Raw genomic sequence first — 23,552 nt, 5'->3', positions numbered from 1 at the left:
CACATTCCCTGTCGTCAGAATCATCCCGAAGACATTCCGAAAAATAAGACGCGCATTATAGCGGCATCACTTTTATGAGTCGAGAACGGTTATCGCGCGTTGCTGCGGCTTTTTTCACAATTCCCGGCTAATTTTTGTCTGAATACTGTACGACTCCCCCAGAATTCAGACAAAACAAAACGGCCCGCAGGCCGTTTTCACATATTCTGTAGCAACATACTGGAAAAACATCGGTTGTTGCAAATCCGTTTTCTACGCGATGCTCCCGGCTCCACGACAAGGGGGCGACGCAAAGATCGTGTCCTGCAACGCTTCCCACTCCTTAATGGTATAGGTATGCAGGGCTAACGCATGTACGGTTGTGGAGAGTTCCGCCGTTAACGTGCCGTAAATCATCCGATGACGATTAAGAAAACGTTCACCTGTAAAACGATCGCTAACCAGCACAACCTTAAAGTGGCTTTCAGACCCTGCCGGGACATTGTGACGATAGCTTTCATCCACAACTTCGAGGAATACGGGTTGGAACGCTGCCATTAATTTTTCTTCTATTTGCTCACGAATCATCATGAAATTTTTCCTCCGACAACGCTGAGATGTCACCCATCCCTTTAAATACTAGCCGCTTTTACCGTTTTCATTACACCTTAGCAACAAAAAATTAGCGCTTGTCTGATTTTCTCAGCCAAACGAATGAAGTTCACTCATTTCATTCTTTGGTTTATTGCAAAAAGTCCGTTTCTGGTCTCCACAATGTCATAAAAAGGACAACACAATGAATTTACATGCGTTACCCACTTCCCCTCATCGTTGGCGATGTTATGATGGCGGGAATTTTCTCTAACCACACAATTTAGATTCGCTGAGAGCCCTGGCATGTTTAAAAAAATCCTCTTCCCGTTAGTTGCGATGTTTATGTTGGCAGGATGCGCAACGCCGCCTACCACCATTGAAGTCTCCCCTAAAATTACCCTGCCGCAGCAGGATCCGAGCCTGATGGGCGTGACCGTGAGTATCAACGGCGCCGACCAGCGTCAGGATCAGGCGCTGGCAAAAGTCACCCGCGACAACCAGCTGGTTACCCTGACCGCTTCCCGCGATCTGCGTTTCCTGCTGCAAGAAGTGCTGGAAAAACAGATGACTGCGCGTGGTTATATGATTGGTCCGAACGGCGCAGTAAACCTGCAAATCATTGTTAGCCAGCTGTATGCTGACGTGTCTCAGGGTAGCGTGCGTTACAACATCGCCACTAAAGCAGACATCGCTATTATTGCGACCGCGGCGAACGGTAACAAGATGACCAAAAACTACCGCGCAAGCTACTCTGTTGAAGGCGCGCTGCAGGCCTCCAACAAAAATATTGCTGATGCCGTTAACAGCGTCCTGACCGACACCATCGCTGATATGTCTCAGGACACCAGCGTTCACGATTTCATCAAGCAGAACGCTCGTTAATTTCTGCCCTTATGGCCCGGCGTTCGTCGGGCCTATAGAAGCCCATGTCCAGTCATTACTTACGTATTTTTCAGCAACCACGTTCAGCTATCCTGCTCATTCTGGGGTTCGCCTCCGGATTACCGCTCGCACTGACATCCGGTACGCTCCAGGCGTGGATGACGGTCGAAAATATCGATCTTAAAACCATCGGTTTCTTTTCTCTGGTCGGCCAGGCCTACGTATTTAAGTTCCTCTGGTCTCCATTGATGGACCGCTATACGCCGCCGTTTTTGGGCCGACGTCGCGGTTGGCTACTGGCGACCCAGCTACTGCTATTGATTTCTATCGCCGCGATGGGCTTTCTGGAGCCGGGTACGCAGCTACGCTGGATGGCCGCGCTGGCGGTGGTGATCGCGTTTTGTTCAGCATCGCAGGATATCGTCTTTGACGCCTGGAAAACCGACGTATTGCCCACCGAAGAGCGTGGCGCAGGTGCGGCAATCAGCGTACTGGGTTACCGTTTAGGGATGCTGGTTTCCGGCGGACTGGCCCTGTGGATGGCCGACCGCTGGCTCGGCTGGCAGGGAATGTATTGGCTGATGGCGGCGCTGCTGATCCCTTGCATCATCGCCACCCTGTTAGCGCCAGAACCAACAGATGCTATTCCGGTGCCTAAATCGCTGGAACAGGCGGTTGCGGCTCCGCTGCGAGACTTTTTTGGCCGCAACAATGCCTGGCTGATTCTGCTTCTTATCGTGCTTTATAAGCTCGGTGATGCCTTCGCGATGAGTCTGACCACCACCTTTTTAATCCGCGGTGTCGGATTTGATGCGGGTGAAGTCGGCGTGGTGAATAAAACGCTGGGACTGCTGGCAACCATTGTTGGCGCGCTGTACGGCGGGATCCTGATGCAGCGCCTCTCGCTGTTCCGCGCATTGTTGATTTTCGGTATTCTGCAAGGGGCATCAAACGCAGGTTACTGGCTGCTGTCCATCACTGACAAACACATGTTCAGTATGGCCGCCGCCGTCTTCTTTGAGAACCTGTGTGGCGGGATGGGCACTGCGGCGTTTGTCGCCTTATTAATGACGCTGTGCAATAAGTCCTTCTCAGCGACCCAGTTCGCCCTGCTCTCCGCGCTTTCAGCGGTTGGCCGCGTGTACGTAGGTCCGGTAGCGGGTTGGTTTGTCGAAGCGCACGGGTGGCCCACGTTTTATCTGTTCTCCGTGTTTGCCGCGCTGCCTGGACTCCTCCTGCTGCTGGTTTGTCGCCAGACGCTGGAACATAGCTGGCAAAATGAGAGCTTTATTCCGCGCACGGAATTTCGGGGTGCGTACGGTCTGGCATTAATGACGCTGGTCGCGGGCTGCTGTTTGCTGGCAGTTTGGCTATTGTTGCTGACCCTTAACGCACTGGACTACACCAACTTCTCCTTCCTGCCGGAACTGCTTGAAATCTCGGTGATGGTCGCTGTCTGCGGAGTGGTATTCGGCGGATTGCTGGATTATCTGGCATTGCGCAAAACCCGCCTGGCGTGATGTTGCATATTTATGCTCTAAATAATTCGAGTTACGGGAAGGCGGCGACGCAGCAAATCCCCAGGAGCTTACATAAGTAAGTGACTGGGGTGAGCGAGGAAAGCCAACACACCCGTAGCTTGAAGTATGACGAGCATATTTAGCCGTTGTAATCACCCTGCGTAATTATAACGGCTAAATAAACAACAACTGATAAAAAATATTATTTGTTATTTTGTGCGCCATAGAATTTGGAAATTATTGACGCCTTTTATACATGCTATTTTCCTTACTCGATTCAGCCATGAAAAATTTATTTTTTGTTCTGTAATTGTCTTTTTATTGATAATCAATTGTTAATTAATTGTTTTATTTTGGTATTGGTTATACCAATTGCCCTCCGCACGTCCTTCACCTGCCTGCTTTCGTTATAACGTGATGTTGCAACAGGTTCTTAAAGCCAACCCGACATATATTGCAACATATGTGACACGCTCGGCAGAACCCGGTAACACAGATCCAATGATGTTTACAGTAATGTAACCTTCCCGTAAAATGACCTCACACTTTAAACGCCACCCGGTCCCGTGGAATTGAGGTCGTTAAATGAGACTCAGGAAATACAATAAAAGTTTGGGATGGTTGTCATTAATTGCAGGCACTGCGTTGCTCAGTGGCTGTAATTCTGCGCTGCTTGACCCTAAAGGACAGATTGGACTGGAACAACGGTCATTGATACTGACGGCATTTGGCCTGATGTTGATCGTCGTTATTCCTGCCATCTTGATGGCTGTTGGTTTTGCCTGGAAGTATCGTGCAAGCAATAAAGATGCGAAGTACAGCCCGAACTGGTCACACTCCAATAAAGTGGAAGCTGTGGTCTGGACGGTGCCGATCTTAATCATCATTTTCCTTGCCGTGCTGACCTGGAAAACCACTCACGCTCTTGAGCCAAGCAAACCGCTGGCGCATGACGAGAAGCCCATTACCATCGAAGTGGTTTCCATGGACTGGAAATGGTTCTTCATCTATCCGGAACAGGGTATCGCTACCGTGAATGAAATCGCCTTCCCGGCGAATACTCCGGTCGAATTCAAAGTGACGTCCAACTCCGTGATGAACTCCTTCTTTATCCCGCGTCTGGGTAGCCAGATTTATGCCATGGCTGGTATGCAGACTCGACTGCATCTGATCGCCAATGAAGTCGGTACTTATGATGGTATCTCCGCAAGCTATAGCGGACCAGGCTTCTCCGGTATGAAATTCAAGGCTATTGCAACAAAGGACCGCGCCGAATTCGACCAATGGGTTGCTAAAGCTAAGCAGTCTCCGAACACCATGAGCGACATGGCTGCGTTCGAAAAAGTGGCTGTGCCAAGCGAATACAACCAGGTGGAATACTTCTCCAACGTGAAACCTGATTTGTTTAAAGATGTTATTAACAAATTTATGGCTCACGGTAAGAGCATGGACATGACCCAACCAGAAGGTGAGCACAGCGCACACGAAGGTATGGAAGGCATGGACATGAGCCACGCGGAATCCGCCAACTCAAGGGGTTGAGAAGAATACGATGTTCGGAAAATTGACACTTGATGCAGTTCCGTTCCATGAACCAATCGTCATGGTTACGATCGCTGCCATTATCATCGGTGGTGCGGCCTTACTCGGCCTTATCACTTACTTCGGTAAGTGGACCTACCTGTGGAAAGAGTGGCTAACTTCGGTTGACCACAAACGCCTTGGCATCATGTATGTCATCGTCGCAATCGTGATGTTGATTCGTGGCTTTGCTGATGCCGTCATGATGCGTAGTCAGCAAGCGCTGGCTTCTGCAGGTGAAGCGGGTTTCCTGCCACCTCACCACTACGACCAGATCTTCACGGCTCACGGCGTGATTATGATCTTCTTCGTGGCAATGCCATTTGTTATCGGTCTGATGAACCTGGTGGTTCCACTACAGATTGGCGCACGTGACGTTGCATTCCCGTTCCTGAACAACCTGAGCTTCTGGTTCACCGTTGTTGGCGTAATCCTGGTTAACCTGTCTCTGGGCGTCGGTGAATTCGCGCAGACCGGTTGGCTGGCGTATCCGCCTCTTTCGGGGATAGAGTACAGTCCAAGCGTCGGGGTCGATTATTGGATATGGGCAGTCCAGTTGTCCGGTATTGGTACAACCCTGACCGGTATCAACTTCTTTGTGACCATCATTAAGATGCGTGCGCCAGGAATGACCATGTTCAAGATGCCGGTATTTAGCTGGGCATCTCTGTGCGCGAACATCCTGATTATCGCTTCGTTCCCAATTCTGACGGTTACCGTCGCGTTGCTGACCCTGGATCGCTATCTGGGCACCCATTTCTTTACCAACGATATGGGCGGCAACATGATGATGTACATCAACCTGATTTGGGCCTGGGGCCATCCGGAAGTGTACATTCTGATCCTGCCAGTATTCGGGGTATTCTCCGAAGTCGCAGCAACCTTCTCGCGTAAGCGTCTGTTTGGTTACACCTCGCTGGTGTGGGCAACCGTGTGTATCACCGTTCTGTCGTTCATTGTTTGGCTGCACCACTTCTTCACCATGGGTGCCGGCGCAAACGTAAACGCCTTCTTCGGTATTACCACCATGATTATCGCCATCCCGACCGGGGTGAAGATCTTCAACTGGCTGTTCACCATGTATCAGGGCCGTATCGTATTCCACTCAGCAATGCTGTGGACGATTGGCTTTATCGTCACCTTCTCAGTCGGCGGCATGACCGGCGTACTGCTGGCGGTGCCGGGTGCGGACTTCGTACTGCACAACAGCCTGTTCCTGATTGCGCACTTCCATAACGTTATCATCGGCGGCGTAGTATTTGGTTGCTTCGCGGGTATGACCTACTGGTGGCCAAAAGCGTTTGGCTTCACGCTGAACGAAACCTGGGGTAAACGCGCATTCTGGTTCTGGATCATCGGCTTCTTCGTAGCATTTATGCCGCTGTACGTGCTGGGCTTTATGGGTATGACCCGTCGCCTCAGCCAGCAGATTGACCCGCAGTTCCATCCGATGCTGGTTGTTGCCGCCTGTGGCGCCGCGCTGATTGCACTGGGTATCCTGTGCCAGTTCATTCAGATGTACGTGTCTATTCGCGACCGCGAGCAGAACCGTGACCTGACCGGTGACCCATGGGGTGGTCGTACGCTGGAGTGGGCAACCTCTTCCCCGCCTCCGTTTTATAACTTTGCCGTTGTGCCGCACGTTCACGAGCGTGATGCCTTCTGGGAAATGAAAGAAAAAGGTGAAGCGTACAAGCAGCCTACGCACTATGAAGAGATTCATATGCCGAAGAACAGCGGTGCCGGTATCGTCATTACCGCCTTCGCAACACTGTTTGGTTTCGCCATGATCTGGCATATCTGGTGGCTGGCGATTGCAAGCTTCGCAGGCATGATCATTAGCTGGATTGTGAAAAGCTTTGATGAAGACGTGGATTACTACGTGCCGGTCCCGGAAGTCGAAAAACTGGAAAACCAGCATTTCGATGAGATTACTAAGGCAGGGCTGAAAAATGGCAACTGATACTTTAACGCACGCGACTGCCCACGCGCACGAACACGGGCACCACGATGCAGGCCAGACCAAGATCTTCGGATTCTGGGTCTACCTGATGAGCGACTGCATTCTGTTCTCAATTCTGTTTGCAACCTATGCCGTTCTGGTGAACGGCACCGCAGGTGGCCCGACAGGTAAGGACATTTTTGAACTGCCGTTCGTTCTGGTTGAAACATTCCTGCTGTTATTTAGCTCCATTACCTATGGCATGGCGGCGATCGCCATGTATAAGAACAACAAGAGCCAGGTCATCTCCTGGCTGGCGTTGACTTTCTTGTTCGGTGCCGGATTCATCGGGATGGAACTCTATGAATTCCATCACCTGATTGTTAACGGTATGGGCCCGGATCGCAGCGGCTTCCTGTCTGCGTTCTTCGCGCTGGTCGGCACGCACGGTCTGCACGTCACCTCCGGTCTTATCTGGATGGCGGTGCTGATGGTGCAAGTTGCCCGTCGCGGCCTGACCAGTACTAACCGTACCCGCATCATGTGCCTGAGCCTGTTCTGGCACTTCCTGGATGTGGTGTGGATCTGTGTGTTCACTGTTGTTTATCTGATGGGGGCGATGTAATGAGTCATTCTAACGAGAGCGGCGGCGCATCCCATGGCAGCGTAAAAACCTACATGACAGGTTTTATCCTGTCGATCATCCTGACGGTCATTCCGTTCTGGATGGTGATGACAGGTTCTGCCTCTCCGGCCGTCATTCTGGGAACTATTCTGGCAATGGCAGTGGTACAGATTCTGGTGCACCTGGTGTGCTTCTTGCACATGAATAGCAAATCTGATGAAGGTTGGAACATGACGGCCTTTGTCTTTACTGTGCTAATCATCGCCATTCTGGTTGTGGGCTCCATCTGGATTATGTGGAACCTTAACTACAACATGATGATGCACTAAGAGCGGCGATTATGATGTTTAAGCAATACCTGCAAGTTACGAAACCAGGCATCATCTTTGGCAACCTGATCTCGGTGATTGGGGGGTTCCTGCTGGCCTCGAAAGGCAGCATCGACTATCCCCTGTTTATCTACACGCTGGTTGGGGTGTCACTGGTTGTGGCGTCGGGTTGTGTATTTAACAACTATATCGACAGGGATATCGACAGGAAGATGGAGAGGACCAAAAACCGCGTGCTGGTTAAAGGTCTGATTTCCCCTGCCGTCTCGCTGGTATACGCCACCTTGCTGGGTATTGCTGGCTTTATGCTGCTGTGGTTTGGCGCCAACCCTCTGGCCTGCTGGCTGGGGGTGATGGGCTTCGTGGTATACGTGGGCGTCTATAGCTTGTATATGAAGCGCCATTCCGTTTACGGTACGCTGATTGGCTCACTCTCCGGCGCTGCGCCGCCGGTGATTGGCTACTGCGCCGTAACCGGTGAGTTCGATAGCGGTGCGCTGATTCTGCTGGCTATCTTCAGCCTGTGGCAAATGCCGCACTCTTACGCGATTGCGATTTTCCGCTTCAAGGATTATCAGGCTGCCAACATCCCTGTACTGCCAGTGGTAAAAGGCATTTCGGTCGCGAAGAACCATATCACGCTGTATATCGTGGCATTTGCTATCGCCACGCTGATGCTAACCCTGGGCGGTTATGCAGGTTATAAATACCTGATTGTTGCGGCGGCGGTGAGCGTCTGGTGGTTGGGCATGGCGCTGCGCGGTTATAAAGTGGAAGATGACAGAGTCTGGGCGCGCAAGCTGTTCGGCTTCTCCATCATCGCCATTACCGCGCTCAGCGTGATGATGTCCGTCGACTTTATGGTGCCAAACTCGCAGAACCTACTGACTTACGTCTGGTAAGAATCGGCAGATAAGAAAAGGGTGCTTTGGCACCCTTTTTATTGGCAAGAAAGCTATTCAATCATATAGCCATTTCCCGGCCTTTGCTGACTCAATGATCATCCCTACTGTCAGAGGTTTTAACTCTATTTCGGGAGGCTCTTTTTTCCAGAAAGGGTATTCTTGTTCAATATAATTCCTCCCATCAAAATTCGAATATTCAATATCAAAATGCTCAAATAAATCAGCTAAAAAATCATACGCATCTTCCGGAACAAACTGAAAATCATCCTCCAGGGTCCATTCTTTAGTAACCTGCCTAAGACCAGGTCTAAACCAGCGTTCCCTGATTGGGTAATTCTTCATGATGTACTCAATAACTTCAGCTTCATAATTTCTCATCAGAAAGATGTCCACTGTATGCGATCTTTGGGTCGCGCGATGAGGTTGTATTTATCGCGGGTATGTTTTGTCACCGCGAACAAAAGCACGATTAACTGAGCATGCCCGATAAAAGGAACCCAGCGGCCTAAGTAAGTTGCTATTTGGTTTGTTGGAACCATCTTTAATTTGGAAAACTTCCCCATAGGAGCGTGTAGTCTTAAACCAAACGGGAACCGAGCCCCTTTCAGAAGTTTTCTACATAGAATTGATGCAATACTAGTGCCTGGGGTGTTTGTGGCTGCTGATAGCTTTCCTTCCACAGGAATAAATGGTTGGCCGATCAAAACCAGCGTAACAGCTTCCGTGGTGATACCTAATGAATCGGCCAACTGCTCGATGAATATCAAATCAAACAGTTCACCCGACGTTACGTTAGCGTGACCGTGATACCAATAGGTTCCATTCGCTTCTTCAGTGGTGTCCATTCAATCACCCATTATGCCGTCTGCCGATCATTCCATGCGTCGGTATAGATAATGTTCCCGTCGCAATGCTTCCAGGTGATTTTTTCGTAGCGTAATTCTATGGTTTCAAGGTGATTGTTGTTTTTGTCTTCTGGCCCAGCCATCGTAGGAGAGACCGAGACAATCCGCACGCCCTCGAGCAGCATGTTGAAATACTCCACTTCCTGACCCGCATCATTGATTTTGTACCAACGAATCTCTGCAGACTTAAGATTCTGACCAGAAGCAACCGCTTTGTATAAATAGGGACTCGAGTAGTCAAACTCTTTGACGATCATCATCGGTGAATGTTGGCGTGTGCCTGTTGGTTTACCCGTTGCATTATCGGTGGGAATAGAGAGATTGTGATGAAAACCTTTAAATTCAATACTGTATTCTCTTCCCTTTACGTCACACCCGCCCTTTATCAGCGCGCCACCATCGTCATAAATCCACATATTGCCTGGAATTGCCATTTTCCTTTTCCCTGTTTCCATTAAAAATAACTACAAAAAGACTACACCTGTAATTATCGCAAGTAAATTAGTTACACAAGTAACTATTTCAGTTATACCGCTACACAATTCCACATATCGTAGAGGTTTACCCCACCCCTTCCCCGCTTTACACTAGGCGCGAAATTAATACAGAGGTGGGAATGAACGATTACAAAATGACGCCCGGTGAGTTGCGCGCCACCTGGGGTTTAGGGACCGTATTTTCGTTGCGTATGCTTGGCATGTTTATGGTCCTGCCGGTTCTGACCACGTACGGTATGGCACTACAGGGTGCCAGCGAAGCCTTGATCGGACTTGCTATCGGTATTTATGGCCTGGCGCAAGCCATCTTCCAGATCCCCTTTGGTCTGCTGTCAGACCGCATCGGTCGTAAGCCGCTTATTGTCGGCGGACTGGCGGTATTCGTTTTCGGCAGCGTGATTGCCGCCCTCTCAGATTCAATCTGGGGAATTATTCTTGGTCGAGCTCTGCAAGGCTCTGGCGCGATTGCCGCCGCCGTAATGGCGCTATTGTCCGACTTAACTCGCGAGCAAAACCGAACCAAAGCAATGGCGTTTATCGGTGTCAGCTTTGGTATCACCTTCGCCATTGCGATGGTATTGGGGCCGATCGTTACCCACGCGCTAGGGCTACACGCGCTGTTCTGGATGATCGCGGGCCTTGCTACCACAGGTATCGTGCTGACCATTTGGGTCGTTCCCAATAGCACGACCCACGTACTGAACCGCGAATCAGGCATGGTAAAAGGTAGCTTCAGCAAAGTACTGGCGGAGCCAAAACTGCTGAAGCTCAACTTCGGCATCATGTGTCTGCACATTTTACTGATGTCCACTTTCGTCGCCTTGCCAGGTCAGTTGGCGAAAGCGGGTTTCCCCGCAGCCGAACACTGGAAAATTTATCTGGTGACGATGCTGCTGTCCTTCGTTTCCGTGGTGCCGTTCATCATTTACGCCGAAGTGAAACGCCGGATGAAACGCGTGTTCCTCGCCTGCGTGTTACTGATTCTTGTTGCCGAAATTGTATTGTGGAGCGCAAACATTCGTTTCTGGGGGCTGATTGCGGGCGTGCAGATATTCTTCCTCGCCTTCAACCTGATGGAAGCCCTCCTCCCCTCGCTTATCAGTAAAGAGTCTCCGGCTGGCTATAAAGGTACGGCGATGGGCGTTTACTCCACCAGCCAGTTTCTTGGCGTGGCGATTGGCGGTTCGCTGGGCGGTTGGGTTGTCGACATGTTTGATGGGCAGGCGGTATTCCTGGCCGGCGCGCTTCTGGCGGCAGTGTGGTTGTTGGTGGCCAGCACAATGAAAGAACCGCCGTACGTTAGCAGCCTGCGCGTGGAAATCTCACCGGAGATTGCCGCGGATGACACCCTGAAGCAGCGTCTGCTGGCTAAAGAAGGGATAAGCGAAGTGTTAATTGTGGCGCAAGAACATTCGGCCTACGTAAAAATCGACAGCAAAGTGACCAATCGATTTGAGGTTGAGCAGGCCATCAGCCTGGCGTGAAGATTGCAGGATGGCGACGTCTTATCCGGCCGACAAATAGCGTGTGCTACCTGTAGGCCGGATAAGCGGGCATTACGACTTAATCGCGGAAGTTCTTAAACTGGAACGGCTGGCCGAGGTCGCCGCCGCGAACCAACGCCATAACAGATTGTAGGTCGTCACGCGCCTTGCCGGTTACACGGATTTCTTCGCCCTGAATCTGCGCCTGCACTTTCAGCTTGCTGTCTTTAATCAGCTTAACGATTTTCTTTTGCACCGCGCTTTCAATACCCTGCTTCAGCTTCGCTTCCACAAACCAGGTTTTACCGCTGTGCACGAAGGTTTCCGGTACGTCCAGCGACGTGCCTTCAATCCCGCGTTTCAGCAGCTTGGCACGTAAAATATCCAGCAGTTGATTGACCTGGAAATCTGACTCGCTCAGCACCTTAATCGTCTTATTTGACTCATTCAGCTCAAAAGTCGCTTCAACACCACGAAAATCAAAGCGTGACTCTACTTCGCGGCTGGCGTTTTCTACCGCGTTACGGGCTTCCTGAAGATCAACTTCAGAGACAATATCGAAAGATGGCATCTTTTCCTCTCCCTTCATTTTTGATGCGAAGCATAATACCTGCAAAGTTACTCAACAGACAGCGCTATACTAGGCTGTATCCTTTAATTGTACGCGGAACTGAAACCTGTGAACAATAAAGGGGTACGGCCGATATGGATTAACACCTGGTGCTGTTGCAGGTGAGGAGGAAGAATGAAAATTACCGTACTGGGATGTGGAGCGTTAGGACAGCTGTGGCTTACCACGCTGTGCAAACATGGACATGAGGTGCAAGGGTGGCTACGCGTGCCACAGCCTTACTGCAGCGTGAACCTGATCGACACGGATGGATCGGTTTTTAATGAATCCCTGACGGCAAACGACCCCGACTTTTTGGCAAAAAGCGACCTGTTGCTGGTTACACTTAAAGCCTGGCAGGTTTCCGATGCGGTAAAAGGTCTGGCCGCAATTCTGCCTGAAACTACCCCAATTTTGCTGATTCACAACGGTATGGGGACGATTGAAGAGCTGCAAAACATTAAACAGCCTCTGCTGATGGGCACCACCACCCACGCAGCACGTCGCGACGGAAATGTCATCATTCATGTCGCTCAGGGCACAACGCGCATCGGTCCGGCGCGTGAGCAGGACGGTGATTTCAGCTATCTGGCTGAGACACTGCAAGAAGTACTACCGGATGTCGCCTGGCACAATAATATTCGTGCCGAACTGTGGCGCAAACTGGCGGTGAACTGCGTCATTAATCCCCTGACGGCGCTCTGGGACTGCCCAAACGGCGAACTGCGTCAGCATCCGGAAAAAATAGCGCTAATCTGTGAGGAAGTAGCAGCGGTTATTGAACGCGAAGGCCACCACACATCAGCGGATGATTTACGCTATTATGTCGAGCAAGTCATTGATAGTACGGCGGAAAACATCTCATCAATGCTGCAGGATATTCGTGCCATGCGCCATACAGAGATCGACTATATTACCGGTTACCTGTTAAAACGCGCCCGCGCGCACGGCATCGCCGTCCCGGAAAATGCCCACCTGTTTGAAATGGTAAAGAGAAAGGAAAGTGAGTATGAGCGCTCAAGCACTGGTTTGTCTCGCCCCTGGTAGTGAAGAGACCGAAGCGGTCACTACTATCGATCTGCTGGTTCGCGGCGGAATTAAGGTCACTACAGCAAGCGTCGCCAGCGATGGCGACCTGACGATTGTGTGCTCACGCGGAGTGAAGCTGCTGGCTGACGCACCGTTGGTCGAAGTGGCTGACGGCGATTTCGACATCATCGTATTGCCTGGTGGTATTAAAGGCGCGGAGTGTTTTCGCGATAGCCCTTTGCTTGTCGAAACCGTGAAGCAGTTTCATCGCTCCGGGCGTATTGTCGCAGCAATTTGCGCCGCTGCCGCCACCGTACTTGTCCCGCACGATATCTTCCCCATCGGAAATATGACAGGTTTCCCGGCGTTGAAGGACAAAATTCCCGCAGAACAATGGCAAGACAAGCGTGTCGTCTGGGATCCGCGCGTTAACCTGTTAACCAGCCAGGGTCCGGGAACATCCATTGATTTTGGTTTAAAAATCATTGATCTACTGGTAAGCCGCGAAAAGGCTCATGAAGTGGCGTCACAACTGGTAATTGCTGCGGGAATTTATAACTACTACGAATAAGAATGATTGCCGGATGGCGGCGTAAACACCTTATCCGGCCTACAAAACGGTACAGTCTGTAGACCGGATAAGCGGCAGCGCCATCCGGCAAAGGAACTACGGGCGATACACCTTCACGTTTTCAAAGCCCTGCTCGCGCAGATACAGCGCCTGCAGGCGGCTCATCACGCCGCGTTCACACCACAGCAGCCAGGTTTTACTCTGGTCTAAATCGCCGAATTTGGTGCTCAGCTTGTAGAACGGCAGTGAAACCACGTCCACACCTTCCACCTTCAGCGGCTTGTCATCCTGTTCATCCACAGAACGGATATCCAGAATCACGTCGTTTGAGCCGAAACCACTCACGGTTTCCACTTCCACCACGGTCTGCTGAGTCTGCTGGGCGATATCGCGAATATCGATATTGTTCGCTTCTTCGACCACTTTATCGAGGATAGAGAAATCGAAGTTTTCTTCTTCGGCCTCAATCTTCGCTTTAATCGCCTTCACCGTTGGGCTTTTTGAAATTACGCCGCAGTATTCCGGCATGGTACGCGCAAAGTCCTCGGTACCAATTTCACGCGCCAGGTTGATGATGTGTTCTTTATCATGGGAGATAAGCGGGCGCAGGATCAGGGTATCCGAAACGTTATCAATCAGGCGCAGGTTGGTCAGCGTCTGGCTGGACACCTGGCCCAGCGCTTCACCGGTTACCAGTGCCTGTACGCCGTAGCGCTCAGCGACTTTCGATGCCGCTCGTACCATCATACGTTTAAGGACCACGCCCATCTGACCGTCGTCGACTTTCTCCAGGATCTCGCCCACCACCGGCTCAAAGTTGATCGCGACAAAACGTACGCGATGCGAGCTACCGTAGCGGTTCCACAGATAATGCGCCACCTGACGAACGCCAATTTCATGCGCAGCGCCGCCGAGGTTAAAGAAGCAATAGTGTACGCGGCAGCCACGACGCATCAGCATGTAACTCGATACGCCGGAGTCGAAACCACCGGAGATCAGCGACAGGACGTCTTCCTGCGTACCAATCGGGAAACCGCCAATACCTTCATAGCGGCCTTTAACCAGCAGCAGACGGTCATTTTCGATTTCAAGATTCACCGTCACGTCCGGTTTCGTCAGCTTCACGCGCGCGGATTCAATATGCTGGTTCAACCCGCCGCCAACATAACGTTCCACCTCAATGGAGCTAAACTCATGCTTACCGCGACGCTTAACGCGTACACAGAAGGTTTTTCCTTCCAGTTGATCGCGATACTGCACCAGCGCTTTCTCGAAAATATCGTGCATGTCGGTAAACGGCACGTCTTCTACTTCGAGAATATGGTGGATACCCGGAATACGGGTCAGCGCGTCGCGAATATCCAGACGCTGGCTTTCATCTTTAGCGCGAACCTCAACGTGATCCCAGTGACGGACAACGGCAAGGTCTTCATCGTAGTGCTTTAAAACGTTACGAATGTTCCCTGTCAGAATTTTTATAAAGCGCAAACGCACAGATTGGCTTTTGATGGTGATTTCTGGGAACAATTTAATGATAAACTTCATGGCGGCAATGGTTCTTTGGCAAGTCTGAATGACTTGTAATGGAAAAAAATACAGCAGCCCATACCCTGCGGCTGCATCCAGGCGCGCAAGTATACCACTATCATGGTCATCCTGTGCACATCGCCTTACCATTGCGCGTTATTTGCTTATCAGTGCGAGTCCGTTACCATAGTCTTGTGCTGCCAATACAGAGAGTCAGACATTCATTATGCCGAAGAAAAATGAAGCGCCAGCCAGTTTTGAAACAGCGCTGAGCGAGCTGGAACAGATTGTTACCCGCCTGGAAAGCGGCGACCTGCCGCTGGAAGAAGCGCTGAACGAATTCGAACGTGGCGTACAACTGGCGCGTCAGGGACAGGTCAAATTGCAACAGGCTGAACAGCGCGTACAAATCCTGCTGTCAGACACCGAAGACGCCGCCCTTACGCCTTTTACACCGGATAATGAGTAAATGGATTTTACGCAGCAGCTACAGGCTTGCGTTGAGCAGGCCAATCAGGCACTGAGCCGTTTTATCACGCCACTGCCCTTTCAGAACACTCCCGTGGTCGAAACCATGCAATATGGCGCATTATTAGGCGGTAAACGTCTGCGCCCATTCCTGGTGTATGCGACCGGTCAGATGTTTGGCGTCAGCCTGAGTACGCTTGATGCTCCCGCTGCCGCCGTCGAGTGCATCCATGCCTATTCGCTGATGCATGATGATTTACCCGCGATGGACGACGACGACCTGCGCCGCGGTCTGCCAACCTGCCATGTAAAATTTGGCGAGGCAAACGCGATCCTGGCCGGAGATGCGCTGCAAACGCTGGCGTTTTCCATTATCAGCGACGCCCCGATGCCGGAAGTATCTGACCGTGACCGCATCGCGATGATCTCTGAACTGGCGCAGGCCAGCGGAATCGCCGGCATGTGCGGCGGCCAGGCGCTGGATCTGGAAGCGGAAGGTCATCAGGTTGCGCTGGATGCGCTGGAGCGTATTCACCGCCATAAAACCGGGGCATTGATTCGTGCCGCCGTGCGTCTGGGTGCATTAAGCGCAGGCGATAAAGGGCGGGAATGCCTGGCAATACTCGACAAATACGCAGAAAGCATCGGTCTGGCCTTCCAGGTTCAGGATGACATACTGGATGTGGTAGGCGATACTGCAACATTGGGTAAACGTCAGGGTGCTGACCAGCAGCTTGGCAAAAGTACCTATCCTGCACTTCTGGGTCTTGAGCAAGCCCGGAATAAAGCCCGGGATTTAATCGAGGATGCCCGCCAGTCGCTAAGTTTACTGGCCGCGCAGTCTCTCGATACCTCGGCACTGGAAGCGCTAGCGGACTATATAATCCAGCGTGATAAATAAACCAACATATCCCATGAGCTTGCGATGAGTTTTGATATAGCCAAATACCCGACCCTGGCGCTGGTCGACTCCACCCAGGAGTTACGCCTGCTGCCAAAAGAGAGCCTGCCAAAGCTTTGCGACGAACTGCGCCGCTATTTGCTCGACAGCGTAAGCCGTTCCAGCGGGCACTTCGCCTCTGGTCTGGGCACGGTGGAACTTACCGTCGCGCTGCACTACGTCTATAACACCCCGTTTGACCAGTTAATCTGGGATGTGGGACATCAGGCTTATCCGCACAAAATTCTGACCGGCCGCCGCGATAAAATCGGCACCATTCGTCAGAAAGGCGGTTTGCATCCGTTCCCGTGGCGCGGTGAGAGCGAGTATGACGTACTGAGCGTTGGGCACTCCTCAACGTCCATTAGCGCTGGCATTGGTATTGCGGTTGCCGCCGAGAAAGAAGGCAAAGATCGCCGTACCGTTTGTGTGATTGGCGACGGCGCTATCACCGCCGGGATGGCGTTTGAAGCGATGAACCATGCGGGTGATATTAAGCCCGATATGCTGGTTATCCTCAACGACAACGAAATGTCGATTTCAGAGAATGTCGGCGCGCTGAACAATCACCTGGCGCAACTGCTCTCAGGTAAACTCTACTCTTCGCTGCGCGAAGGCGGGAAGAAAGTGTTCTCCGGCGTACCGCCGATTAAAGAGCTGCTCAAACGTACCGAAGAGCACATCAAAGGCATGGTCGTGCCGGGCACGCTGTTTGAAGAGCTGGGCTTTAACTATATCGGCCCGGTGGACGGGCACGACGTGCTGGGGCTTATCACCACGCTGAAGAACATGCGCGATCTGAAAGGCCCGCAGTTCCTGCACATCATGACCAAAAAAGGTCGTGGCTATGAGCCAGCGGAAAAAGACCCGATCACGTTCCACGCCGTACCCAAATTCGATCCATCCAGCGGCTGTCTGCCGAAAAGCAGCGGCGGCCTGCCAAGCTATTCAAAAATCTTCGGGGACTGGTTATGTGAGACCGCAGCGAAAGACAATAAGCTGATGGCGATTACCCCGGCGATGCGCGAAGGCTCCGGTATGGTGGAATTCTCACGTAAGTTCCCGGACCGCTACTTCGATGTGGCGATTGCCGAGCAGCATGCAGTGACCTTTGCAGCAGGTCTGGCGATTGGCGGCTACAAGCCGGTCGTGGCTATTTACTCTACCTTCCTGCAACGCGCCTACGATCAGGTGCTGCATGATGTGGCCATCCAGAAACTGCCGGTCCTGTTCGCCGTTGACCGGGCAGGTATCGTTGGCGCAGATGGGCAAACCCACCAGGGGGCGTTCGATCTCTCCTTCCTGCGCTGCATCCCGGAAATGGTCATTATGACCCCGAGCGATGAGAATGAATGCCGCCAGATGCTGTTTACCGGCTATCACTACAACAACGGGCCATCGGTCGTGCGCTATCCACGCGGTAATGCGGTGGGCGTTGAGCTGACGCCGCTGGAACACCTGCCAATAGGTAAAGGCATCGTGAAGCGTCACGGGGAAAAAGTGGCGATTCTTAACTTTGGCACCCTGATGCCGGAAGCTGCTCAGGTCGCAGAGTCGTTGAACGCCACGCTGGTCGACATGCGCTTTGTGAAACCGCTGGATGAAACGTTGATCCTCGAAATGGCGGCCCGACACGACGTGCTGGTTACCATTGAAGAGAACGCCATTATGGGCGGCGCAGGCAGTGGCGTAAACGAAGTGTTGATGGCCCATCGCAAGCCCGTTCCGGTGCTGAACATCGGCCTGCCTGACTTCTTCATCCCACAGGGCACTCAGGATGAGGCTCGCGCCGATCTGGGTCTTAATGCCGCAGGCATTGAGGCCAAAATCAAGGCCTGGCTGGCATAATCCCCTCCCCGCTCCTGCTATGCTTAATGAATAACACGCTAAGCAGGAGCGAATGAATGCAATACAACACCTTAGGAAAAACCGACCTCCGGGTCTCCCGCCTTTGCCTGGGCTGCATGACGTTTGGCGAGCCCAATCGCGGTAATCACGCCTGGACGCTGCCTGAAGAGAGCAGCCGCCCGATAATCAAACACGCCCTTGAGGGCGGCATTAACTTTTTCGATACCGCCAACAGCTACTCCGCTGGCAGCAGCGAAGAGATTGTCGGCCGCGCGCTGCGTGATTTCGCCCGCCGCGAAGATGTCGTGGTCGCGACAAAAGTTTTTCACCAGGTGGATGATTTAGCAGAAGGATTATCCCGCGCACAAATCCTGCGCTCAATCGACGACAGCCTCAGACGCCTGGGCATGGACTATGTAGACATCCTGCAAATTCACCGCTGGGATTACAACACGCCAATCGAGGAAACGCTGGAAGCCCTTAACGATGTAGTCAAAGCCGGTAAAGCTCGCTATATCGGCGCCTCATCCATGCATGCTTCGCAGTTTGCTCAGGCGCTGGCCTTGCAGAAGCAACACGGCTGGGCGCAGTTCGTCAGCATGCAGGATCACTACAACTTGATCTACCGCGAAGAAGAACGCGAAATGTTGCCGCTCTGCTATCAGGAAGGTGTCGCGGTGATCCCGTGGAGTCCGCTGGCGCGTGGTCGCCTGACCCGCCCGTGGGGAGAAACGACCGCACGTCTGGTTTCCGATGAAGTCGGTAAAAATTTATATAACGAGAGCGATGAAAACGACGCGCAAATTGCCGCCCGGCTGGCTGGCATCAGTGAGGAGCTGGGCGTTACGCGGGCGCAGGTCGCGCTGGCATGGCTGCTGAGCAAACCAGGCGTGGCTGCGCCCATTATCGGTACATCGCGTGAAGAACAACTGGATGAATTGCTCAATGCGGTGGATTTAACGCTGAAGCCGGAGCAAATTGCCGAGCTGGAGACGCCGTATAAACAGCACCCGGTGGTGGGATTTAAATAAGCGCGATTGTAGATTGTAAGCCGGATAAGGCGTTTACGCCGCTATCCGGCAAACCCGTTAAATGATACCGATCGGCCAGTGATGGCCGATAAAATACAAAATACCTGCAGAGAGTATCCCGGCGACAATATCGTCGATCATGATCCCCGTCCCGCCATGCACATTGCGATCGAACCAACGAATCGGCCACGGCTTCCACATATCCAGAATACGGAAAATCACAAATCCGGCGGCAACCCATTGCCAGTCGAGGGTCGGTAGCGCCATCAGGGTTATCCACATACCGACAAATTCGTCCCAGACAATGCTGCCGTGATCGTGCACGCCCATGTCTTTCGCCGTTTGATGACACAGATAAACGCCGATACAGATAGACAGCATGACCACCAGCGAATACAGCTGCCATGGCAGAAATGTCATTAAATACCAAAAAGGGATCGCCGCCAGCGATCCCATGGTGCCAGGAATAATTGGACTCAGCCCGCTACCAAAACCGGTGGCTAACAGGTGCCACGGATTACGCATACTCAGGCGGCTTTTGGCGACATCTTTTTTAAGGCGCGGCAAAATGGTCATATCCTTTCCAGTCGAACGTGACGGGTTTTCCATCGCGCGTAAAGTGGACGCCTTCTACATCCGCACTCATCTGACCGATGCAGGTAAACGAGGTCCCGAGATGTGCCAGCGCGACGTCCAGCGCGCCACGGTTGATTTCCGGTACGGTAAAGCATAACTCATAATCTTCCCCCCCCGAGAGCGCCCAGCGCAGCGCCTGTTCAGGCTCAACGTGTTGGGCGAATGCCGTGGAATATGGCAGCGCGTCAACGTTAACCCGCGCGCCGCAGCCGCTGGCATTGACGATATGCCCCAGATCGGAAATCAGGCCGTCGGAGAGATCGATAGCCGCACTGGCCAGATCGCGCAGGGCTTGTCCCTGTAAAATACGCGGAGTTGGGCGCAGGTGGCGTTGCAGCAGATACTCCGCGTCTTTTGGTTCTGTCACCTGCAGTCGGTCCTGCAAAATCGCCAGTCCCGCCGCACTGTCGCCCGGCGTGCCAGTCACATAAATCCAGTCGCCCGGTTTTGCCCCGGAACGTTTTAAGGCTCGCCCAACGGGAACGTAGCCATGAATACCCAACGTCATCGACAGCGGCCCACGCGTGGTATCACCGCCAATCAGCTGCATATCGTAGTAATTAAGGAGTTCAAACAGGCCATCGCTGAAAGCTTCAAGCCAGGCTTCATCAACGTCGGGTAACGTCAGTGCCAGCGTCAACCACGCAGGATCGGCCCCCATCGCCGCCAGATCGCTTAAATTCACCGCCAGGGCTTTCCAGGCCAGATCGGTAGGATCAATGTCGGGGAGGAAGTGGTTGCCTGCCACCAGCGTATCGGTACTGATCGCCAATGTCTGTTTTTCAGGGATGTTCAGGAGTGCGCAATCGTCGCCAATACCGGTTTCGACATCAAGACGAGACGTTCTTACGCGATCAAAATAACGGGCAATCAGGGAAAATTCGCCGCATGCCATACGTTATGCCTCAGCAGAAAAAAAGAAAAAGCCGGGGATAGCGGAAACAAGTTCCACTCTCCGCCGGCCTCGGGATTACTTTTTGTTGGGGCGAATCACAGGTGCTGCTTTATCCAGTACGCCGTTAACGAATTTATGGCTGTCTTCGGCGCCGAAGGTTTTCGCCAGTTCAATCGCTTCGTTGATAGCCACTTTGTACGGCACATCACTACGTTTAGACAGTTCAAACAGCGCAATACGCAGTACGGCTTTTTCTACCTGACCCAGCTCTTCCAGCAGACGAGACAGGTAAGGCTTCATTAAGCCATCCAGGTACGCGCTGTTAGTCGCCACCCCGGACAGCAGCTCACGGAAATACAGAACGTCGACATCTTTAACGTCCTGTTCCGCCAGGAACTGGTATTCAACATCAGCGATGTCGTTCTGGGACAACTGCCAGGAGTAGAGCGCCTGGACGGCACACTCACGGGCGCGGCGACGAGCAGCAGGTTTCACGGATTTCCCCTTACAAAAATCAGGCCTTGATGGCTTTCAATACATTAATCATTTCAAGCGCAGTCAGTGCAGCTTCTGCGCCTTTGTTGCCGGCTTTCGTGCCAGCACGTTCGATGGCTTGTTCAATACTTTCGGTGGTCAGTACACCGAAGGCTACCGGAATGCCACTGTCCTGCGCGACATGCGCCAGGCCATTGCTTGCACCGCCAGCCACATATTCGAAGTGCGCGGTACCGCCACGGATCACCGTACCTAACGCAATCACCGCATCGTATTTACCGGTTTTCGCCAGCGCGTCAGCCGCCAGCGGCAGCTCATACGCGCCTGGAACCCAAACGACGGTAATGTTTTCATCTTTAACCTGGCCAATACGTTTCAGGGCGTCGATCGCACCTTCCAGCAGGCTGTCATTGATAAAGTTGTTGAAACGCGCAATGGTGATGGCGACGCGAGCGTCCGGAGTAGCAACGTTAGCTTCAATAATGTTCATATTCTTCCTTCGGGTTCGATTTATGGCCCCGTAAGGGGGGCGGATTTTATCATAATATTCTGGGCGCTGCTTCCTCTAATTCAGAAAGCCTCACGCAGTGGTTAAATGCAGGCAAACGTCCGGGCCCACCTGGCGTATCTCGTTGAATTTGAAATGGGGGGCGTCGGCCAGTTTCTCAAGCCCAGGCAGCACACATAATCCTCGCGCATCGCTGCCTAACAGTTTAGGCGCAACATACACGATTAGCTCATCCACCAAACCGGCCTGTAATAACGCGCCCGCAAGCGTTGGGCCAGCTTCCACCCAAATACTGTTAATTTGCTGTTTACCCAGTTGCATCATCAGCACGACCAAATCCACATGCCCGTTATGTTCCGGCACCTTGATACTGCGAACCGACTCCGGCCAACTGCGGGTATCGTCTTTCGTTCGGACAATCCAGGTTTCTCCCGGCTGGTGCACAATTCGGTGCTCCGGCGTGACCTGATTCTGGCTATCAAGGACAATGCGGATCGGCTGGCGCAGATTTTCCTGCGGGTAACTCGCCTGAGTTGACTCCCCAAGCTCCGACCAGCGCACGGTAAGCTGAGGATCGTCGGCCAGTACCGTCGCGCTGCTGGTTAAAATGGCATGGCTTTGCGCGCGCAGCCGTTGCACATCGCGGCGCGCCTGCGGCGAGGTGATCCACTGGCTTTCCCCGCTGGCCATCGCCGTACGGCCATCGAGCGATGCGCCAAGCTTAAGCTGCAGATACGGGAATCCTGTACGCATGCGCTTGAGAAAGCCCTTATTAAGCAGCTCAACCTCGCTCATCATCAGCCCGTGGCTGACGTCAATGCCCGCCTGCTGCAAACGGTAGAGGCCACGACCTGCTACCTGTGGATTGGGATCCTGCATCGCGGCAACGACGCGTGCTACGCCCGCCGCAATCAATGCATCGCAGCACGGCGGCGTACGGCCATGATGACTACAGGGCTCAAGCGTCACATAGGCGGTTGCCCCTTGCGCTTTTTCTCCGGCCATGCGCAGGGCATGGACTTCGGCATGCGGCTCGCCCGCGCGGTGATGATATCCTTCACCGACGATCTCCCCGTCCTTAACAATCACGCAGCCGACGTTGGGATTTGGGTGAGTAGTGAAACGTCCGCGCGCAGCAAGCTTCAGCGCGCGCGCCATGTACAATTCATCCTGCATGGCTTAGTCCTGTAGGCGAGCAATCTCTTCGCCAAATTCTTTGATATCTTCGAAACTGCGGTAAACCGAAGCAAAGCGGATGTAAGCGACTTTATCGAGCTTTTTCAACTGCTCCATCACCAGGTTGCCGATCATCTTACTCGGCACCTCACGCTCGCCAGTCGCACGCAGTTGTGATTTGATATGGTTTAACGCCATTTCGACGTCATCTGAGCTGACCGGGCGTTTCTCCAGCGCTCTGAGCATGCCGCTGCGCAGCTTATCTTCATTAAAGGGTTCACGCACATCGTTGCTCTTCACAACGCGCGGCATGACAAGTTCAGCCACTTCAAAAGTGGTGAAACGTTCGTTACAGACCAGACACTGCCGACGGCGGCGTACTGAGGAGCCCTCGCCTACAAGACGAGAGTCAATTACCTTAGTGTCTACGGCGAAACAGAATGGGCAATGCATACGGCGTCCTGTACCTCAGTGGTTCACAGAAATCTATTTTACCCTGAACTGGCGTGACAACAAAGGCGCAGCGCTTTTGAGACAAAGGATCGATGCCTTCGTGCTCTGTGCACACTACCATT

26 protein-coding genes are annotated in these 23,552 nt (G+C 52.5%); 14 read left to right on the top strand and 12 right to left on the bottom strand.

The features are described 5' to 3' along the window. Positions 1-252 precede the first annotated feature (252 nt). On the bottom strand, positions 253-570 hold the full coding sequence (gene bolA, locus KQJ18_RS11120) for a transcriptional regulator BolA (protein ID WP_216421967.1): 318 nt from the start codon (positions 568-570) through the stop codon (positions 253-255). 306 nt (positions 571-876) lie between these two features. Here bolA and KQJ18_RS11115 point away from each other — a divergent pair, with 306 nt between their 5' ends. The 7 genes from KQJ18_RS11115 (at position 877) to cyoE (ending at position 8,354) form a co-directional block, all read left to right on the top strand. Next, positions 877-1,455 carry a lipoprotein gene (locus tag KQJ18_RS11115; RefSeq protein WP_003021617.1) on the top strand — a complete coding sequence of 193 codons (579 nt, stop codon included), beginning with the start codon at positions 877-879 and terminating at the stop codon, positions 1,453-1,455. Positions 1,456-1,499: 44 nt separating this feature from the next. After that, positions 1,500-2,975: a muropeptide MFS transporter AmpG gene (ampG, locus tag KQJ18_RS11110; RefSeq protein ID WP_121528683.1), complete on the top strand. Its 1,476-nt coding sequence runs from the start codon at positions 1,500-1,502 to the stop codon at positions 2,973-2,975. Positions 2,976-3,560: 585 nt separating this feature from the next. Further along, positions 3,561-4,517, top strand: a complete 957-nt coding sequence (gene cyoA / locus KQJ18_RS11105; RefSeq protein WP_085047638.1) for a cytochrome o ubiquinol oxidase subunit II — start codon at positions 3,561-3,563, stop codon at positions 4,515-4,517. Between the two features lie 10 nt (positions 4,518-4,527). Then, entirely contained in the window at positions 4,528-6,519 is a 1,992-nt protein-coding gene (cyoB, locus tag KQJ18_RS11100) for a cytochrome o ubiquinol oxidase subunit I (RefSeq protein ID WP_038638255.1), read from the top strand. After that, positions 6,509-7,123: a cytochrome o ubiquinol oxidase subunit III gene (locus KQJ18_RS11095; RefSeq protein WP_003831007.1), complete on the top strand. Its 615-nt coding sequence runs from the start codon at positions 6,509-6,511 to the stop codon at positions 7,121-7,123. Before cyoB ends, KQJ18_RS11095 begins: the two co-directional genes overlap by 11 nt. Beyond that, complete coding sequence (locus tag KQJ18_RS11090) at positions 7,123-7,452, top strand: cytochrome o ubiquinol oxidase subunit IV (protein ID WP_003831006.1); 330 nt, start codon at positions 7,123-7,125, stop codon at positions 7,450-7,452. The genes KQJ18_RS11095 and KQJ18_RS11090 overlap by 1 nt, the downstream gene beginning before the upstream one ends. 11 nt (positions 7,453-7,463) lie before the next feature. After that, positions 7,464-8,354: a heme o synthase gene (gene cyoE / locus KQJ18_RS11085; protein ID WP_003831005.1), complete on the top strand. Its 891-nt coding sequence runs from the start codon at positions 7,464-7,466 to the stop codon at positions 8,352-8,354. Positions 8,355-8,411: 57 nt separating this feature from the next. Here cyoE and KQJ18_RS11080 read toward each other — a convergent pair whose 3' ends face one another. The 3 genes from KQJ18_RS11080 to tssD are packed head-to-tail and all read right to left on the bottom strand — an operon-like array spanning position 8,412 to position 9,696. Continuing rightward, complete coding sequence (locus KQJ18_RS11080; RefSeq protein WP_124021502.1) at positions 8,412-8,735, bottom strand: DUF1493 family protein; 324 nt, start codon at positions 8,733-8,735, stop codon at positions 8,412-8,414. Next, positions 8,735-9,202, bottom strand: a complete 468-nt coding sequence (locus KQJ18_RS11075; RefSeq protein WP_110498637.1) for an STM2901 family protein — start codon at positions 9,200-9,202, stop codon at positions 8,735-8,737. The genes KQJ18_RS11080 and KQJ18_RS11075 overlap by 1 nt, the downstream gene beginning before the upstream one ends. Positions 9,203-9,213: 11 nt before the next feature. Next, positions 9,214-9,696, bottom strand: a complete 483-nt coding sequence (gene tssD / locus KQJ18_RS11070; RefSeq protein WP_003021598.1) for a type VI secretion system tube protein TssD — start codon at positions 9,694-9,696, stop codon at positions 9,214-9,216. Between the two features lie 182 nt (positions 9,697-9,878). Here tssD and KQJ18_RS11065 point away from each other — a divergent pair, with 182 nt between their 5' ends. Then, the gene (locus KQJ18_RS11065) at positions 9,879-11,243 is read left to right on the top strand and encodes an MFS transporter (RefSeq protein WP_216421966.1); all 1,365 of its coding nucleotides are present in this window, start codon (positions 9,879-9,881) and stop codon (positions 11,241-11,243) included. Between the two features lie 79 nt (positions 11,244-11,322). Here the strand turns inward: KQJ18_RS11065 and KQJ18_RS11060 are convergent, their stop codons facing one another. Then, complete coding sequence (locus tag KQJ18_RS11060) at positions 11,323-11,814, bottom strand: YajQ family cyclic di-GMP-binding protein (protein ID WP_038638234.1); 492 nt, start codon at positions 11,812-11,814, stop codon at positions 11,323-11,325. 174 nt (positions 11,815-11,988) lie between these two features. Here KQJ18_RS11060 and panE point away from each other — a divergent pair, with 174 nt between their 5' ends. Both panE and yajL read left to right on the top strand, forming a co-directional pair. Further along, positions 11,989-12,900 carry a 2-dehydropantoate 2-reductase gene (gene panE / locus KQJ18_RS11055; RefSeq protein WP_038638233.1) on the top strand — a complete coding sequence of 304 codons (912 nt, stop codon included), beginning with the start codon at positions 11,989-11,991 and terminating at the stop codon, positions 12,898-12,900. Beyond that, a complete protein-coding gene (gene yajL, locus KQJ18_RS11050; RefSeq protein WP_069323955.1) occupies positions 12,863-13,453 on the top strand; it encodes a protein deglycase YajL in 591 nt (196 codons plus the stop codon). Before panE ends, yajL begins: the two co-directional genes overlap by 38 nt. A gap of 96 nt (positions 13,454-13,549) precedes the next feature. On the opposite strand, the gene thiI is transcribed toward yajL, so the two are convergent. Further along, entirely contained in the window at positions 13,550-14,998 is a 1,449-nt protein-coding gene (thiI, locus tag KQJ18_RS11045; protein ID WP_038638226.1) for a tRNA uracil 4-sulfurtransferase ThiI, read from the bottom strand. A 208-nt stretch (positions 14,999-15,206) separates the two neighbouring features. Here thiI and xseB point away from each other — a divergent pair, with 208 nt between their 5' ends. The 4 genes from xseB to yajO are packed head-to-tail and all read left to right on the top strand — an operon-like array spanning position 15,207 to position 19,267. After that, a complete protein-coding gene (gene xseB, locus KQJ18_RS11040; RefSeq protein ID WP_038638224.1) occupies positions 15,207-15,449 on the top strand; it encodes an exodeoxyribonuclease VII small subunit in 243 nt (80 codons plus the stop codon). After that, the gene (ispA, locus tag KQJ18_RS11035; protein WP_038638213.1) at positions 15,450-16,349 is read left to right on the top strand and encodes a (2E,6E)-farnesyl diphosphate synthase; all 900 of its coding nucleotides are present in this window, start codon (positions 15,450-15,452) and stop codon (positions 16,347-16,349) included. 24 nt (positions 16,350-16,373) lie between these two features. Continuing rightward, positions 16,374-18,236, top strand: a complete 1,863-nt coding sequence (gene dxs, locus KQJ18_RS11030) for a 1-deoxy-D-xylulose-5-phosphate synthase (RefSeq protein WP_038638211.1) — start codon at positions 16,374-16,376, stop codon at positions 18,234-18,236. Positions 18,237-18,292: 56 nt separating this feature from the next. Then, positions 18,293-19,267, top strand: a complete 975-nt coding sequence (gene yajO, locus KQJ18_RS11025) for a 1-deoxyxylulose-5-phosphate synthase YajO (protein WP_042310115.1) — start codon at positions 18,293-18,295, stop codon at positions 19,265-19,267. Positions 19,268-19,324: 57 nt separating this feature from the next. On the opposite strand, the gene pgpA is transcribed toward yajO, so the two are convergent. From pgpA to nrdR, 6 genes are all read right to left on the bottom strand, one after another. Then, positions 19,325-19,843 carry a phosphatidylglycerophosphatase A gene (gene pgpA / locus KQJ18_RS11020; RefSeq protein ID WP_042310116.1) on the bottom strand — a complete coding sequence of 173 codons (519 nt, stop codon included), beginning with the start codon at positions 19,841-19,843 and terminating at the stop codon, positions 19,325-19,327. Further along, positions 19,821-20,798, bottom strand: coding sequence for a thiamine-phosphate kinase (gene thiL / locus KQJ18_RS11015; protein WP_038638205.1), 978 nt, complete (start codon positions 20,796-20,798; stop codon positions 19,821-19,823). The genes pgpA and thiL overlap by 23 nt, the downstream gene beginning before the upstream one ends. A 75-nt stretch (positions 20,799-20,873) precedes the next feature. Then, positions 20,874-21,293: a transcription antitermination factor NusB gene (nusB, locus tag KQJ18_RS11010; protein ID WP_000801129.1), complete on the bottom strand. Its 420-nt coding sequence runs from the start codon at positions 21,291-21,293 to the stop codon at positions 20,874-20,876. 19 nt (positions 21,294-21,312) lie between these two features. Continuing rightward, positions 21,313-21,783, bottom strand: a complete 471-nt coding sequence (gene ribE, locus KQJ18_RS11005; protein WP_003021575.1) for a 6,7-dimethyl-8-ribityllumazine synthase — start codon at positions 21,781-21,783, stop codon at positions 21,313-21,315. Positions 21,784-21,873: 90 nt separating this feature from the next. Continuing rightward, positions 21,874-22,977 (bottom strand): bifunctional diaminohydroxyphosphoribosylaminopyrimidine deaminase/5-amino-6-(5-phosphoribosylamino)uracil reductase RibD, encoded by a 1,104-nt coding sequence (ribD, locus tag KQJ18_RS11000; protein ID WP_038638204.1) that lies wholly within the window; start codon positions 22,975-22,977, stop codon positions 21,874-21,876. 3 nt (positions 22,978-22,980) lie between these two features. After that, positions 22,981-23,430 (bottom strand): transcriptional regulator NrdR, encoded by a 450-nt coding sequence (nrdR, locus tag KQJ18_RS10995; protein WP_016152032.1) that lies wholly within the window; start codon positions 23,428-23,430, stop codon positions 22,981-22,983. Between the last annotated feature and the right edge of the window lie 122 nt (positions 23,431-23,552).

This window comes from Citrobacter sp. S55_ASV_140 (assembly GCF_018919505.1).
In the GTDB taxonomy this organism is placed as follows: Bacteria; Pseudomonadota; Gammaproteobacteria; order Enterobacterales; family Enterobacteriaceae; genus Citrobacter; species Citrobacter werkmanii.
The sequence above is the reverse complement of the archived record's forward strand: the minus strand, read 5'-3'. Positions and strand labels throughout refer to the sequence as shown.